Origin of the sequence: Pseudonocardia sp. CA-107938 (assembly GCF_050936315.1) — a bacterium.
Lineage (GTDB): Bacteria > Actinomycetota > Actinomycetes > Mycobacteriales > Pseudonocardiaceae > Pseudonocardia.
On record NZ_JBNJNA010000002.1, the window covers coordinates 171432 to 186222 of the forward strand.

The 14791-nt window shown below is 73.7% G+C and carries 18 protein-coding genes; 8 read left to right on the forward strand and 10 right to left on the reverse strand.

Annotated features, from left to right (window positions below; genetic code table 11):
* Positions 1 to 42: 42 nt before the first annotated feature.
* From ACQEVB_RS33645 to ACQEVB_RS33675, 7 genes are all read right to left on the reverse strand, one after another.
* Positions 43 to 753, reverse strand: coding sequence for a sirohydrochlorin chelatase (locus tag ACQEVB_RS33645; protein ID WP_432981309.1), 711 nt, complete (start codon positions 751 to 753; stop codon positions 43 to 45).
* Positions 750 to 2009, reverse strand: coding sequence for a sulfate adenylyltransferase subunit 1 (locus ACQEVB_RS33650; RefSeq protein ID WP_432981312.1), 1260 nt, complete (start codon positions 2007 to 2009; stop codon positions 750 to 752). The genes ACQEVB_RS33645 and ACQEVB_RS33650 overlap by 4 nt, the downstream gene beginning before the upstream one ends.
* 1 nt (position 2010) lies before the next feature.
* Positions 2011 to 2958 (reverse strand): sulfate adenylyltransferase subunit CysD, encoded by a 948-nt coding sequence (gene cysD, locus ACQEVB_RS33655; RefSeq protein WP_432981315.1) that lies wholly within the window; start codon positions 2956 to 2958, stop codon positions 2011 to 2013.
* Positions 2955 to 3656 (reverse strand): phosphoadenylyl-sulfate reductase, encoded by a 702-nt coding sequence (locus tag ACQEVB_RS33660; RefSeq protein ID WP_432981318.1) that lies wholly within the window; start codon positions 3654 to 3656, stop codon positions 2955 to 2957. The genes cysD and ACQEVB_RS33660 overlap by 4 nt, the downstream gene beginning before the upstream one ends.
* Complete coding sequence (locus tag ACQEVB_RS33665; protein WP_432981321.1) at positions 3653 to 3799, reverse strand: Insertion element protein; 147 nt, start codon at positions 3797 to 3799, stop codon at positions 3653 to 3655. The genes ACQEVB_RS33660 and ACQEVB_RS33665 overlap by 4 nt, the downstream gene beginning before the upstream one ends.
* A complete protein-coding gene (locus tag ACQEVB_RS33670) occupies positions 3796 to 5460 on the reverse strand; it encodes a nitrite/sulfite reductase (RefSeq protein WP_432981324.1) in 1665 nt (554 codons plus the stop codon). Before ACQEVB_RS33670 ends, ACQEVB_RS33665 begins: the two co-directional genes overlap by 4 nt.
* Positions 5461 to 5547: 87 nt before the next feature.
* Entirely contained in the window at positions 5548 to 5634 is an 87-nt protein-coding gene (locus ACQEVB_RS33675; protein WP_432985420.1) for a putative leader peptide, read from the reverse strand.
* 94 nt (positions 5635 to 5728) lie between these two features.
* Between ACQEVB_RS33675 and ACQEVB_RS33680 the strand changes: the two genes are divergently transcribed.
* From ACQEVB_RS33680 to hemW, 4 genes are all read left to right on the forward strand, one after another.
* On the forward strand, positions 5729 to 6490 hold the full coding sequence (locus ACQEVB_RS33680) for a VOC family protein (RefSeq protein WP_432981327.1): 762 nt from the start codon (positions 5729 to 5731) through the stop codon (positions 6488 to 6490).
* Complete coding sequence (locus ACQEVB_RS33685) at positions 6490 to 7122, forward strand: nitroreductase family protein (RefSeq protein ID WP_432981330.1); 633 nt, start codon at positions 6490 to 6492, stop codon at positions 7120 to 7122. The genes ACQEVB_RS33680 and ACQEVB_RS33685 overlap by 1 nt, the downstream gene beginning before the upstream one ends.
* 71 nt (positions 7123 to 7193) lie before the next feature.
* Positions 7194 to 7763, forward strand: coding sequence for a L,D-transpeptidase (locus tag ACQEVB_RS33690; RefSeq protein WP_432981333.1), 570 nt, complete (start codon positions 7194 to 7196; stop codon positions 7761 to 7763).
* A gap of 184 nt (positions 7764 to 7947) precedes the next feature.
* Positions 7948 to 9087, forward strand: coding sequence for a radical SAM family heme chaperone HemW (hemW, locus tag ACQEVB_RS33695; protein ID WP_432981336.1), 1140 nt, complete (start codon positions 7948 to 7950; stop codon positions 9085 to 9087).
* Positions 9088 to 9192: 105 nt separating this feature from the next.
* On the opposite strand, the gene ACQEVB_RS33700 is transcribed toward hemW, so the two are convergent.
* From ACQEVB_RS33700 to ACQEVB_RS33710, 3 genes are read right to left on the reverse strand one after another with little or no spacing between them, the layout of a single operon-like run.
* Positions 9193 to 9798: a hypothetical protein gene (locus ACQEVB_RS33700; protein WP_432981339.1), complete on the reverse strand. Its 606-nt coding sequence runs from the start codon at positions 9796 to 9798 to the stop codon at positions 9193 to 9195.
* Between the two features lie 28 nt (positions 9799 to 9826).
* Complete coding sequence (locus ACQEVB_RS33705) at positions 9827 to 9964, reverse strand: hypothetical protein (RefSeq protein ID WP_432981342.1); 138 nt, start codon at positions 9962 to 9964, stop codon at positions 9827 to 9829.
* Positions 9961 to 10524, reverse strand: a complete 564-nt coding sequence (locus ACQEVB_RS33710) for a hypothetical protein (RefSeq protein ID WP_432981345.1) — start codon at positions 10522 to 10524, stop codon at positions 9961 to 9963. The genes ACQEVB_RS33705 and ACQEVB_RS33710 overlap by 4 nt, the downstream gene beginning before the upstream one ends.
* Before the next feature lie 59 nt (positions 10525 to 10583).
* On the opposite strand from ACQEVB_RS33710, the gene hrcA reads away from it, so the two are divergent.
* The 4 genes from hrcA to ACQEVB_RS33730 all read left to right on the forward strand — a co-directional run bounded on the left by hrcA (position 10584) and on the right by ACQEVB_RS33730 (position 14791).
* Positions 10584 to 11621, forward strand: coding sequence for a heat-inducible transcriptional repressor HrcA (hrcA, locus tag ACQEVB_RS33715; protein WP_432981348.1), 1038 nt, complete (start codon positions 10584 to 10586; stop codon positions 11619 to 11621).
* 51 nt (positions 11622 to 11672) lie between these two features.
* A complete protein-coding gene (gene dnaJ, locus ACQEVB_RS33720; RefSeq protein WP_432985423.1) occupies positions 11673 to 12821 on the forward strand; it encodes a molecular chaperone DnaJ in 1149 nt (382 codons plus the stop codon).
* A 16-nt stretch (positions 12822 to 12837) separates the two neighbouring features.
* Entirely contained in the window at positions 12838 to 13575 is a 738-nt protein-coding gene (locus ACQEVB_RS33725; RefSeq protein ID WP_432981351.1) for a 16S rRNA (uracil(1498)-N(3))-methyltransferase, read from the forward strand.
* A 439-nt stretch (positions 13576 to 14014) separates the two neighbouring features.
* Complete coding sequence (locus ACQEVB_RS33730; RefSeq protein WP_432981354.1) at positions 14015 to 14791, forward strand: alpha/beta hydrolase family protein; 777 nt, start codon at positions 14015 to 14017, stop codon at positions 14789 to 14791.

Sequence of the window (14791 nt, forward strand, 5' to 3'; positions counted from 1 at the left end):
GCGGCCGAGATGGTGGCAGCGAGACTCGCGGGGCGGGCGGGGTCAGACTGCGGCGCGGGCTCCTGCGCTCCGGGTCAGCGCCTCCGTGTAGCGGGCGACCACCAGGTCCGCGACCGACGGATGGGCGCCCAGCGGCTCGGCCAGCACGGCGCCCGCGGCCTCCGCGGCGCAGGCGATGCGGTCGGGGAGCAGCCCGGGCGCCAGCACCCACTGCGCGACGGCGACGCGGCGCGCCCCACGGGCACGCAGCCGGGTGATCGCGTCCGTGACCGACGGCTCCGCGGTGGCGAACGCGGCGCGTGCACCGGACCATCCGAAGCGCCGCTGCCAGCCGGCCGCGACCGAGGCGACGACGGCGTTGGCGGGTGCGTGCGACGAGCCGACGCCGGCCACGACGACGCCCAGCTCGGGGTCGTCGAGCGACCCGACGGCCGCGGCGAGGCGGTCGAGCGCGGCCGCCTCGACGGCCGGCCCCAGCACGTCGGCGACGAGCACGCCGGGGCGGCCGGCGCGCGCGACCTCCCCGGGCACGTCGACGCGGGCGTGGAAGGCGTGTCCGAGCAGGAGCGGCACCACCACCGCCTCCCCGACGCCGCCCAGCACGTCGCGCAGCCGCGGCGCGGACAGGTCGAGGAACGCGGTGCGCACGTCGAGGCCGGGGTGCCGCTCGCGCACCACGTCCATCAGCGCGGCGACCGTGGCCGCCGAGCGCGGGTCGCGGCTGCCGTGCGCGACCCCGACGAGCGCTGTCATGCGACCTGCAGCGGCTGGCCGACGAGCCCGGCGGCCAGCGTGTTGCCCGTCGGCGGGTCGATGAGCAGGAAGCTCCCGGTGGCGCGGATCGCCGCGTACGCGTCGACGGGCAGCTGGTCGGCGGTCCGCAGTGCGACGCGGGCGATGTCGTTGATGCCGAGCTGCTCCGTGCCGTCCACCCAGGCGACGGTGTCGGTGTCGAGCTTCTCGCCGAGCGCACCCACGATGACCTGCGTGGTGCGGGTGCCGTGCTTGAGCAGCATCCGGGCGCCGGGGCGCAGCGGCTTGTCGGCGAGCCAGCACAGGGTGGCGTCCAGCTCGCTGGTGACGCCCGGGGCGTCCGCGGCCGCCGCGATCAGGTCGCCGCGGGAGATGTCGATGTCGTCGGCGAGCCGCACGGTGATCGACCGGCCGGCGCCGGCGGCGTCCAGCGGCCCGTCGGCGGTGTCGACCGAGGTCACCGTGGTCGGGATGCCGGCGGGCAGGACGACGACCGCGTCGCCGGGCGCGACCGTGCCGGCCGCGACCTGTCCGGCGTAGCCGCGGTAGTCGGTGGCGTGGTCCCTGATCACGTACTGCACGGGCAGCCGGAACGGCGCGTCCACCTCGGGCCCGGTGACGGGCACGGACTCCAGGTGCCCGAGCAGCGTCGGCCCCTCGTACCACGGGGTGCGCTCGGACCGCTCGACGACGTTGTCGCCGACCAGAGCCGACACCGGGATCGTGGTGACGGCCTCGTCGGGGAAACCGAGGGAGCGCGCCAGCCCGGCGAAGTCCTTGCCGATCGCGGTGAGCACGGCCTCGTCGTAGTCGACGAGGTCGATCTTGTTGATGGCCAGCACCAGCCGCGGCACCCGCAGCAGGGCGAGCACGGCGGCGTGCCGCCGGGTCTGCTCCACCACGCCGTACCGGGCGTCGACGAGCAGCACCGCGAGCTCCGCGGTGGACGCGCCGGTGACGGTGTTGCGCGTGTACTGGACGTGCCCGGGGGTGTCGGCGAGCACGAACTCGCGGGTCGGCGTGGAGAAGTACCGGTACGCGACGTCGATGGTGATGCCCTGCTCGCGTTCGGCGCGCAGGCCGTCGACCAGCAGCGACAGGTCCGGCGTCGAGAGGCCCTTGTCGACGGACGCCCGGGTGACGGCCTCGATCTGGTCGGCCAGCACCGACTTGGTGTCGTAGAGCAGCCGCCCGACGAGCGTCGACTTGCCGTCGTCGACGGAGCCGGCGGTGGCGAACCTCAGCAGGTCCTTCATGTCAGAAATAGCCCTCGCGCTTCCGGTCCTCCATGGCCGCCTCCGAGAGGCGGTCGTCGGCGCGGGTGGCGCCTCGTTCGGTCAGCCGCGACGCCGTGACCTCGGCGATGATCTCGTCGATGGTGGTCGCGGTGCTCTCCACGGCGCCCGTGCACGACCCGTCGCCGACGGTGCGGTAGCGCACCGACAGCTCCTGCAGCTCCTCGGTGCCGCGCGGCCCGCCCCACGGACCCTCGGCCAGCCACATCCCGTCGCGGCGGAACACCTCGCGACGGTGGGCGAAGTAGATCGACGGCAGCTCGATCCGTTCACGCTGGATGTAGCGCCAGACGTCGAGCTCGGTCCAGTTGGAGATCGGGAAGACCCGCACGTGCTCGCCGGGCGCGTGCCGGCCGTTGTAGAGGTTCCACAGCTCGGGGCGCTGCGAGCGCGGGTCCCAGCGACCGAACGCGTCGCGCAGGCTCATGATGCGTTCCTTGGCGCGGGCCCGTTCCTCGTCGCGACGGCCGCCGCCGAACACGGCGTCGAAGCGGTGCTCGACGATCGAGTCCAGCAGCGGGACGGTCTGCAACGGGTTGCGGGTGCCGTCGGGACGCTCGGTGAGCCGCCCGTCGTCGATCCAGTCCTGGACGTGCGCGACCTCCAGGCGCAGGCCCAGCCGTTCGACGAGCCGGTCTCGGAAGTCGATGACCTCGGGGTAGTTGTGCCCGGTGTCGACGTGCAGCAGCGGGAACGGCACCGGCGCCGGCGCGAACGCCTTCACCGCCAGGTGCACCAGCAGCGTGGAGTCCTTGCCGCCGGAGAAGAGGATCACCGGGCGGTCGAACTCGCCCGCCACCTCGCGGAAGATGTGGATGGCCTCGGATTCGAGCGCGTCGAGCGCGTCCACCACACCGGGGGACGGAAGGCCCGACGAAGGAGGGCCGGGGTGGGTGAGGTGAGCACTCATTGGACGTGCAACCCGCACTCGATCTTGCCGGTGCCGGCCCAGCGGCCGGACCGCGGATCCGCCCCCGGCGCCGGCTTGGCCGTGCACGGTGCGCACCCGATCGACGGGTAGCCCTCGCCGACCAGCGGGTTCACCAGGATCCCGTGCTCGGCGATGTAGTGCTCCATGTCGTCGTCGCTCCAGGCGGCGATCGGGTTGATCTTGACGAGGTCGAACTTCTCGTCATACGTGATCAAAGGGGTGTTCGCCCTGGTCGGAGCCTCGACGCGGCGCACGCCCGTGACCCACGCGTCGTACTTGGCGAGGGTCTCGGTCAGCGGCTCGACCTTGCGCATCGCGCAGCACAGGTTCGGGTCGCGCGCGAACAGGTCCTTGCCGAACTCCGCGTCCTGCTCGGCGACGCTCCGCTTCGGCGTCGCGTTCACCAGCGTGATGTCGTAGACGTGCTCGACGGCGTCGCGGGTGCCGATCGTCTCCGCGAAGTGGTAGCCGGTCTCCAGGAACAGCACCTCGACGCCCGGCGCCGCCTTGGCCGCCAGGTCGACGAGCACCGCGTCCTGCATGTTCGACGCGACGATCAGCTTGTCGAACGTGCCCGCAGCCCAGGCCAGCACGGCCTCAGCGGTGGCGTCGGGCCCGAGCTGCTCCGCGCCGCGCGCGGCCAGCTCCCGCAGGTCCGTCTTCGTTGCCAGGCTCATGAGGGAACTCCGATCCCGAGCATCTTCAAGGTGAAGGTCCGCAGGCAGGCGGCGCAGTACCAGGCGCCGTGCCCTGCCTCCGAGGGCCGCAGGTCCTCGTCCCCGCAGTACGGGCAGTAGAACGGGACGGCGCGCTCGCTCATTTGAGGCTGTCCTCGTCCGCCCGCAGCACCCACTGCGCGAACCGCTCGCCGTCCGTGCGCTGCTCGACGAACCGGCGCACGACCCGCTCGACGTAGTCGCCCAGCTCGGCGCTGGTGACCTTCAGCCCGCGCAGCTTCCGGCCGAACCCGGCGTCGAGCCCCAGGCCACCGCCGAGGTGCACCTGGAAGCCCTCGACCTGCTCGCCGTCGGCGTCGGTGACGATCTGGCCCTTGAGCCCGATGTCGGCCACCTGGGTGCGCGCGCACGCGTTGGGGCAGCCGTTGAGGTGGATGGAGATGGGTGCGTCCGGCGTGATGTCGGCGAGCCGCTTCTCCAGGTCCTCGACCAGCCGGATCGCCCGCTCCTTCGTCTCGACGATCGCGAGCTTGCAGAACTCGATGCCGGTGCACGCCATCGTCGAGCGCCGCCACGGCGACGGCTCGGCCTGCAGGCCGAGCTTGTTCATCTCGCCGACCAGCCACGCGACCTTCCGGTCCGGCACGTCCAGCACGACGATCTTCTGCTGCGGGGTGAGCCGCACCCGGCCCGACCCGGCCGCCTCGACGACGTCGGCGAGCTCGACGAGCGTGGTGCCCGAGACCCGGCCCGACGCCGGCGCGACGCCGATGTAGTTGCGCCCGTCCTTCTGCTTGTGGACGCCGACGTGGTCGATCGGCCGTTCCGGCGTCGCGGGCGCGGGCCCGTCGATCAGCTTGCGGCCCAGGTACTCGTCCTCCAGGACCTGGCGGAACTTCTCCACGCCCCAGTCGGCGACGAGGAACTTGATCCGCGCGCGGTGGCGCAGGCGCCGGTAGCCGTAGTCGCGGAAGATCGAGATGACGCCTTCCCAGACGTCCGGGACCTCGTCCAGCGGCACCCACGTGCCGAGCCGCTGCGCGATCTTCGGGTTGGTCGAGAGGCCGCCGCCGACCCACAGGTCGAAGCCCGGCCCGTGTTCCGGGTGCTCGACGCCGATGAACGAGATGTCGTTGACCTCGTGCGCGATGTCCTGCTGCCAGGAGATCGCCGTCTTGAACTTGCGCGGCAGGTTGGAGAACGCGGGGTTGCCGATGTAGCGCTCGAGGATCGTGTCGATGGCGGGCCGCGGGTCGAGCACCTCGTCCGACGAGATGCCGGCGACGGGCGAGCCGAGGATGACGCGCGGGGTGTCGCCGCAGGCCTCCGTCGTGATCATGCCGAGGCTCTCGAGCCGCTTCCAGATCGCCGGCATCGACTCGATCTCGATCCAGTGGTACTGGATGTTCTGCCGGTCGGTGATGTCGGCGGTGTCGCGGGCGTAGGTCTGGCTGATCTCGCCGAGCGCGCGCAGCTGCTCGGTGGTGAGCGCGCCGCCGTCGAGCCGGACGCGCAGCATGAAGTAGCGGTCGTCGAGCTCCTCGGGCTCCAGCACGGCGGTGCGGCCGCCCTCGATGCCGGGCCGGCGCTGGGTGTACAGCCCCCACCAGCGCATGCGCCCGCGGAGGTCGGCCGGGTCGATCGAGTCGAACCCGCGCTTGGCGTAGGTGTTCTCGATCCGCGCCCGGACGTTCAGCCCGTTGTCGTCCTTCTTGGTCCGCTCGTTCGGGTTGAGCGGCTCGCGGTGGCCGAGCTTCCACTGGCCTTCGCCGCGCTTGCGCTTGACGGGGGTGCTGGGGGGCAAGGTCGTGCCTCCGGTGTCGCGGCGCGCGGAAGCATGCCCACGGCACACTCCGGCGCCGGTGGTGGGGACGTGCGGGCCGGCGGGAGGTCAGCCGTGCAGACAGAGCGCGCTGTTCACGCGGAGGAGATCGACGTGCCGGCGCGCCACGAGCAGCAGCGGGTCCGGCAGCGTCATGCCCACCAGAGTGCCATCTGTCCGGTCAGCGATCCATCGGTGTCCGCATGCTGGGAGCAGCTTCACACGGTTGATCGTGGGTAGCGTCACACCCGTGCACGCTGCGACCCCGACCTGGACCACCTTGTTCATCGACTTCGAACCCGACGCCCACCAGCGCGGACTCGCGTTCTGGCGCGACGTCACCGGCTACGCGGTGTCGGCGACGCGGGGTGCCGACGACGAGTTCGTCACGCTCCAGCCGCCGGAGGGCGACGGGCACCTGCGGGTGCAGCGGCTCGGCTCCGGCGAGACCCGTCTGCACGTCGACGTGCACGTGGCCGACGTCGACGCCGCGGTGCCGGTCGCCGAGGAGCTCGGCGCGAAGCTCGTCGAGCGTCCCGCCGGGATGCCCTACGCGGTGCTGACCTCGCCGGGTGGCCTGACGTTCTGCCTGGTGCCGTCGGCGGAGCTGCGCCGGGCCGAGCCCGTTCGGTGGCCGGGCGGGCACGCGAGCATCGTCGACCAGCTCTGCCTCGACATCCCGCCCCGCCTCTACGACGCCGAGGTGACGTTCTGGAACCGGCTGACCGGCTGGACGCTCACCCGCCCGACGCCGTCCAACGAGTTCGGCCGCCTGCGCCGGCCCCCCGAGCAGCCGGTGCGCTTCCTGCTGCAGCGCCTCGAGGACGACCAGGACGCCGTCACCGCGCACCTCGACCTCGCCACCACCGACCGCGCGGCCGAGGTGGCGCGGCACGAGCGGCTCGGCGCGCGCGTCGTGCAGCGCACCGACCGGTGGACCGTGCTGGCCGACCCGACGGGCTGGTTCTACTGCGTCACCGACCGCGACCCGTACCTCAGGATGGTCCGCTGATGCGGCTCACCGAGCACCTGGAGGTCACGGACCACCTCCTGGCCACCACGCCCGCGGTGCGGCGCAAGCTCGACCTCGACCGGCCCGTCCCCGACGAGGTGCTGCTGGAGTGCCTGCGGCTCGCCGTGCGCGCGCCCACGGCCGGCGCCGAGCAGATGTGGCGCTGGCTCGTGGTGCGCGACCAGGAGCGCCGCACCGCGATCGGGGCGCTGTTCCGCGAGGTCGGCGAGCCGTACATGGCGGCGCGGGCGGCGACCGCGACACCGAGCGGGTGGGCGTCGGGACAGCACCTCGTCGACGTCATCGAGCAGGTGCCGGTGCTCGTGATCCCGTGCATGGTCGGCCGGCCGCCGGAGGGCAACGCCGCCCAGTCCGTCTTCTACGGCGGCATCTTCCCGGCCGTGTGGAGCTTCCAGCTCGCGCTGCGCGCCCGTGGGCTCGGCTCGACGCTCACCACCTACCACCTGGAACGCGAGCGCGAGGCCGCGCAGGTGCTGGGCATCCCCGACGACGTCACGCAGGTCGGCCTGCTGCCCGTCGCGTACACCACCGTCGACGACTTCCGCCCGCCTCGCCGCCAGGCCGTCGAGGAGCTCACCTACCTGGACGCCTGGGGTGCGCCGCTGGCGTGACACGCCGGAAACCGGACATTGCAGGCAACCTTCGCGATTCACCGACGTCTGACAGTTCGGACGCAGGGAACGTGGAGGGACGGGCGATCGTGGTGCGACGGGTCATCACCGGGGCAGGCATCGTGGCGGTGGCGGCTGCCGCCACCTTGATCGGCGGGCAGGCGATCGCCGAACCGGCGGCGCCCAGCTCCGCTGCGCAGGCGCACCAGGCGCTCCCGCTGGTCGACGGGACGCCGTGCACCGCGACCGCCCGTGCCTGCGTCGACCTCGACTCCGGCCGGGCCTGGCTGTTCCAGGACGGCGCGATCGTGCGCGGACCCGTCGCGGTCGGGCTGGGGGCGAAGGACAGGCCCACCCCGCCCGGGCACTCGCTGCGCGTCTACCTGAAGGACAAGGACCGGGTCAGCTCCGAGTCGTCCACGGACGGCGTGCCCGACCCGATGCCGTACGCCGTCTTCTTCAACGACGGTGGCATCGCCTTCCACGCCGGCCAGCCCGACACGTTCTCCAGCGGCTGCGTGAAGCTGCCCCTGGAGGACGCGAAGGCGTGGTTCGACCACCTGCAGGTCGGCGACCAGGTGCAGGTGCTGCGCGCGAGCGAGGAGCACGCAGAGCGCGGCCTCCCCGCCCCCGAGGCCTGACCGCACCTCCCGCGAGTCGCGGTTCTCGCGCGGGCGAGTCGTGGTTCCTGCGTCGGCGAGTCGCGGAGATCACGAGGGCGAGATGCGGATTCCGGACATCCCGGATCCGCAACTCGGGGTCACCAGAACCACGACTCGCCGGCGCGGAAACCACGACTCGCGGGGCGGCGTAGCCTGGACGACCGTGCCGTTCGGGATCTACGTCCACGTGCCGTTCTGCGCGGCGCGGTGCGGCTACTGCGACTTCAACACCTACACCGCGTCGGAGCTGGCCGGGTCCGGCGCGTCGCCGGACGGGTGGTTCGCGGCGGTGTGCCGGGAGCTCGACCGGGCCGTCGCGACGGTGGGGGAGCGGCCGGTCGACACCGTCTTCGTGGGCGGTGGCACCCCGTCGCTGCTGGGCCCGGAGCGGCTGGCGGCTGTGCTGGACGAGATCCGCGGCCGGTTCGGGCTGGCCGACGGGGCGGAGGTGACGACGGAGTCCAACCCGGAGTCGACGTCGCCGGAGTTCTTCGCGGGGCTCGTCGAGGGCGGGTTCACGCGGGTGTCGCTGGGCATGCAGTCCGCGGCGCCGCACGTGTTGGCCGTGCTGGACCGCCGGCACACCCCCGGACGCGCGGTGGCCGCCGCGCGGGAGGCCCGCGCCGCCGGGCTCGCGCACGTCAACCTCGACCTGATCTACGCGACCCCGGGTGAGACCGACGACGACCTGCGGGCCTCGCTCGACGCCGTGCTGGAGGCCGGGGTCGACCACGTCTCGGCGTACGCGCTGATCGTCGAGGACGGGACGGCGCTGGCCCGTCGGGTGGCCCGCGGCGAGCTCCCGGCGCCGGACGACGACGTGGCCGCCGCCCGCTACGAGATGATCGACGACCGGCTCGCCGAGGCGGGTCTGCGCTGGTACGAGGTGTCGAACTGGGCGAGCGACCCGGCGGCGGAGTGCCGGCACAACCTCGGCTACTGGCTCGACGGCGACTGGTGGGGCGTCGGCCCCGGCGCGCACTCGCACGTGGCCGGGCAGCGGTGGTGGAACGTGAAGCACCCGGCCCGGTACGCGGCGATGTTGGCCGCCGGAGAGGCGCCGGAGGCCGGCCGCGAGCAGCTCACGGCGGAGGAGCGGCACACCGAGCGCGTCATGCTGCGGCTGCGGCTCTCGTCGGGCCTGCCGCTCGCGCTGCTGGACGACGCCGCGCGCGCGGTGGCCGGAAGGGCGGTCGCCGACGGGCTGCTCGTCCGTTCCGGCGACGCGGTGGTGCTGACGAGGCGGGGCCGGCTCCTCGCGGACGCGGTGGTGCGGGACCTGCTCACGGCGGTGCCGGCCTGACCCTGGTGGGTCGATCATGGGCAAAACGTGGCCCTCGAAGATCAGCAAGCAACGGTTTGCCCATGATCAACGCAGGCTCCCCGGCCGTACTAGGCCGGCCGCGCCTCAGGACGCCAGGTATTCCGCCGCCGTCGTGACGCCCGGCCGGGCGCGGACGTCCAGCTCCCACCACGCCGCCGCGGCCGCGGCGTCCAGCGGGCCGCCCCACCAGCGCTGCGCCCGCTCGGCGAGCTCCGCGTAGGCCGCGGCGGACGGGAGGCGCAGGTGGGGCGTGGCCGCGTCCGGCAACGGGACGGCGCGCAGGAAGTCGCGTTCGGCGGCGAGGAGCGGCAGGTCGGTGGCGCGCAGTCCGTGCGGCACTGCGGCCACCGTGCAGGTAGTGCGGATCGCCGCAGTCACCGTCGACTGCCCGCGGGCGACGGCCGCCGCGACGCGGTGGTGACCGTCCTCGACGAACAGCAGCGCCCCGACCCGCACCAACCGCACCGGTGGCAGCCCTGCCGCGGGCAGGTCCGCGATCCGCTGCGCCGCACGGGTGGTGAGCGGCCGGAACCCGCGGTCGAACTGCCCGGGCCGCGCCACGGTGCCGACGACGGCCGCCACCGGCACGAGCGTCCGCGGCACCGGTGTGCCGGCGATCCGGTCGCAGCGCCCGGAGCGGGCGCCGGCCGCGGCCAGCACCTCGTGCAGCACGAGCGTCGGCTCGCTCATGACCGCTGCAACCGGCGGCCGTCCCCCGTCATTCCGGCAGGCGGCGGGCGTCGCAGCTCGGGCACGTCAGCGCGCACGCGATGGGGTCGCGGTAGCCGCACTCCGCGCAGGCCGGGCCGCTCGGCTCGTCCAGGAGCAGCCACTCCTCGGGATCCATCTCGGTCATCGCAGGTACGCCTGCCCGCGCGGCGAGAGCCGGTACCCGACCTCCAGGCTCTCGGTCAGGCCAAGCTCCTTGAGCTTCCGCACGTCCCGCTTGAACGGGAGCGTCTCCAGCCCCAGCCCGGCCGCCAGGTCGGGGGCCCGCACGGCGGGGTTCTCGGCGATCAGGTGCAGCACCGTCGACGTCCAGGGGCCGCGTCGCGACGCCGCGTCGAGCCGCGCCAGCCGGGCCGCGATCTCGGCCCGCTCCTCGTCGGTGATCTCGGCCCGTTCGCGCAGCGCCACCCGCGGATCGGCGCCGGCCAGCCGCACGCCGATCCGGTAGAGCCGGCCCTCGCCGACCTGCGCCGCCCGCAGCGCCGCGACGGTCGGGAAGCCGCCGGCCCGCGCATCGGCCGCGGTGAGCCGCGACACCGCCACCGGCTCCACCGTCGTGAACTCCAGCACCCCGACGGGCGTGCGCTGGGTGCCGCCGGGCCGCACCCGCGGCTTCTCCCAGCGTCGGAACAGCGCAGTGACCGAACCGGCGGCGATGGCGTCGAGCGTCGGCCTGCGGATCTGCACCGACACATCCTGCACGCCGACCCGCACCCGTTCCCAGCCCGTAGAATGAACACACGTACATGCACAGGGAGGGCTGGTTGAACGCCGACGAACGCCGCTTCGCCGTCCTGCGCGCGATCGTCGCCGACTACGTGGCGACCCAGGAGCCGGTGGGCTCCAAGATGATCGTCGATCGGCACAACCTCGGCGTCTCGAGCGCCACGGTGCGCAACGACATGGCCGTCCTGGAGGAGGACGGGCTCATCGCCCAGCCGCACACCAGTGCCGGCCGCGTGCCCACCGACAAGGGCTACCGCCTGTTCGTCGACCGGTTGGCGCAGGTCAAGCCGTTGTCGGCCGCCGAGCGACGGGCCGTGCAGAGCTTCCTCGACGGCGCCGTCGACCTCGACGACGTGCTGCGCCGCAGCGTGCGGCTGCTCGCGCAGCTGACCCGCCAGGTCGCGGTGGTGCAGTACCCCACGCTCACCCGCTCGACGGTGCGGCACTGCGAGGTCGTGGCGCTCACGCCGGCGCGGCTGATGCTCGTGCTGATCACCGACAGCGGCCGCGTCGACCAGCGCGTCGTCGACCTCGGCCAGGTGCTCTCCGACGACGACGTGGCGCAGGTGCGCACCCTGGTCAACGGGGCACTGACCGGGCGGCAGCTGGCGGCCGCGTCCGCTGCGGTGGCGGAGCTGCCCACCACCGGGCCCGCCTCCCTGCGCGAGGTGCTGACGGCCGTCTCCACCGTGCTCATCCAGACCCTGGTCGAGCACCCCGAGGAGCGGCTCGTCCTCGGCGGTACCGGCAACCTCACGCGCAGCGCGGCCGACTTCCCGGGTTCGCTTCGGCAGGTGCTGGAGGCGCTCGAGGAACAGGTCGTGGTGCTCAAGCTGTTGGCATCGGCGCAGGACCCGGGCACCGTCACCGTCCGCATCGGAGAGGAGAACGAGTCGGAGGACCTCCGGAGCACCTCGGTCATCTCGATCGGTTACGGGCCTGGCACGGTGGTCGGCGGCATGGGCGTCGTCGGCCCGACGAGGATGGACTACCCGGGCTCCATCGCGGCGGTGCATGCCGTCGCGCGATATGTGGGTGAGATCCTGGCCGGGCGCTAACTGTGTCGGCCGGGGCAGTACCGAGCGAGAAGGATCATGGGGAACACGCACGTGGCACGGGACTACTACGCGACGCTGGGCGTGGCATCGGACGCCGGACCCGACGAGATCAAGCGGGCCTACCGGCGACTCGCCCGCGAGCTGCACCCCGACGTCAACCCCGATCCGGGCGCGCAGGAGCGCTTCCGCGAGGTCAGCGTGGCGTACGAGGTGCTGTCCGACCCGGAGAAGCGGCGCATCGTCGACCTGGGCGGCGACCCGATGGGCGGCGCCGGCGGCACAGGTGGCGGGCAGGACCCGTTCAGCGCGTTCGGCTTCGGCGACATCATGGACGCCTTCTTCGGCGGCCAGGCCGGCCGCGGTCGCGGGCCGCGCAGCCGGGTGCAGCCGGGCGCCGACGCGCTGATCCGCATGCGGTTGACGCTGGAGGAGTGCGCCACCGGCGTCACCCGTGACCTGCAGGTCGACACGGCGGTGCTGTGCTCGGACTGCTCCGGTTCGGGTTGCGCGCCCGGCACCGACACGTCCACCTGCGACATCTGCAACGGCAGCGGCGAGGTGCAGAGCGTGCAGCGCTCGTTCCTCGGCCAGGTCGTCACGGCCCGTCCGTGCCCGAAGTGCCGGGGGTTCGGCGAGGTCATCGCCGACCCGTGCCGCAAGTGCGGCGGCGACGGGCGCGTGCGCCAGCGCCGCTCGGTGGCGGTGCGCATCCCGGCCGGCGTGGCCGACGGGATGCGGGTGCGGCTGGCCGGCCAGGGCGAGGTCGGCGCGGGCGGTGGCCCGGCCGGCGACCTGTACGTGGAGGTCGAGGAGGAGCCGCACGAGCTGTTCACGCGCGACGGCGCCGACCTGCACTGCACGGTCGAACTGCCGATGACCGCGGCCGCGCTCGGCGCCACCCTCCCGCTGCCGACGCTCGACGGCACGGAGGAGCTGCACGTCGAGCCCGGCACCCAGCACGGCACCGTGCGCACCCTGCGCGGCAAGGGCATGCCGCGGCTGCGCTCCACGGGCCGCGTCGACGGGTTCGGCGACCTCATGGTGCACGTCGACGTCACCGTGCCCACGAAGCTCGACGCCAAGCAGACCGACCTGCTGCGGCAGCTCGCCGCGCTGCGCGGTGAGGAGCAGCCCGATCTCGCGGCCGGCAGCCGCAACGGGCACGGACTCTTCTCCCGCTTGCGGGGGTTCAGCCGCTGAGGCTGGACGTCCGCCCGTGAGCACTGCGCCGCTGTTCCTCGTCGACGCGCTCCCCGACGGGGAGCACGCCGTGCTCGACGGGCCGGAGGGGCGGCACGCCGCTGCCGTGCGCCGGTTGCGGGCCGGTGAGCAGCTGCAGCTCGCGGACGGCCACGGTGGGCTCGTGCGGGCCGTCGTCACCACCGCCGGGCGCGACCACCTGGACCTCCGGGTGCTCGACCGGACCGTGCTGGACCCGCCCGCGCCGCGCGTGCTGCTGGCACAGGCACTGGTCAAGGGCGATCGCGGCGAGCTGGCGGTGGAGCTCGCCACCGAGGCCGGGGTGGACGGGATCCTGCCGTGGCGGGCTGCGCGCTGCGTGGCCCGCTGGGAGGACGGGCCGCGGGGTGCGAAGGCGCTCGCCCGCTGGCGGACCACCGTTCGGGAGGCGGCCAAGCAGGCGCGCCGGCCGTGGCTGCCGGAGGTCACCGAGCCCGTGTCGACGGAGGCGCTCGCGCGACGGGTGACCGGCGCGGCGGGCGCGCTGGTGCTGCACGAGTCGGCCACGACGGGCATCGCCGACGTCGAGCTGCCGGCCGCCGGTGAGCTGCTGCTCGTCGTGGGCCCGGAGGGCGGGATCACCGACGACGAGCTCGCCCGGTTCACGGCGGCCGGGGCGCGTCCCGTGCGCCTGGGCCCGGAGGTGCTGCGGGCGTCCACCGCGGCCGCTGTCGCTCTGGGGGCGCTCGGCGTGCGTACGCGACGCTGGACCTGATCAACGGGTTAGGTCTGCTCGTGTGAGCGCTCAGCTGAGCCCTCAACCTGGCTGTCGCACCGCAGGCGCGGCCGCTCGGGAGGTCGGCGCCGGTGGATGCGGTCCTCCGAGCACTGATGATGACCAAGCGTAGCGGCGCGTGCAGCTGCACGTGCCCGGGTGCACGTGCACGACACGCCGAAGCGGACACCGACATACGGGTGACCTACGCTGCCGCGACGGCCCGGGGTCGGTACTGTCTACTCGTTCCCGGCCTGCACAGGGCTCGGGAGAGGGCTGCGGACGCAAGTCCGTAGGGCCGCCGGGGAGTCCCCCTCGTCCGGCGGAAGCCACGTCGCGGTGGCCGTCCCCCCACGCCCACCGCGACGTGGCGATCCCTCTCGCTCGCATCCGGTACACCACGCTCCGTGTCGTACCTGGTTCCTGCGAAGATCGCCGTATGAGCCCCTTGCGGATCCCGTACGGCCCCGGCAGGAGCCACTTCGGCGAGCTGTCGCTGCCTGCCGGCGGGGCGCCGGTCCCGGGCACGGTCGTCGTGATCCACGGCGGCTTCTGGCGCTCGACGTACGGGTTAGAGCTGGGGCGCCCACTGGCCGCCGACCTCGTCGCCCGCGGCTGGGCGGCGTGGAACGTCGAGTACCGCCGGGTCGGTGGCGAAGCGGCCGAGGCCGGTGGCTGGACCGCCACCTTCGACGACGTCGCCGCCGCCGTCGACGCGCTGGCCGGCCCGGTGGCCGCCGCGGCGGACGGGCGGCTCGACCCGGACCGCGTGGTCGCCGTCGGGCACTCGGCCGGTGGCCACCTGGCCGCGTGGCTCGCGGCCCGCCCGGGGCTGCCCGCCGGCGCGCCCGGCGCGGAGCCGGTCGTGCGCCTGCGCGGCGCGGTCAGCCAGGCCGGTGTGCTCGACCTCGTCGACGGCGCGCGGCACGGCGTCGGCTCCGGGGCGATCGAGAACCTGATGGGCGGCGACCCGGACACCGTCCCGGACCGGTACGCCCTCGGCTCGCCGATCGCCCGCATCCCGATCGGGGTGCCGGTGGTGTGCGTGCACGGGACCGATGACGTCAACGTGCCGATCCGGCAGAGCGAGCGCTTCGCCGCGGCATCGGGTGCCGAGCTGGTGACCCTGCGCGACGTGGAGCACTTCGCGGTCATCGACCCTGCGACGCCGGCCTGGCGGGCCTGCCGGGACGCCGCAGAGCGCCTGTTGGCCTGA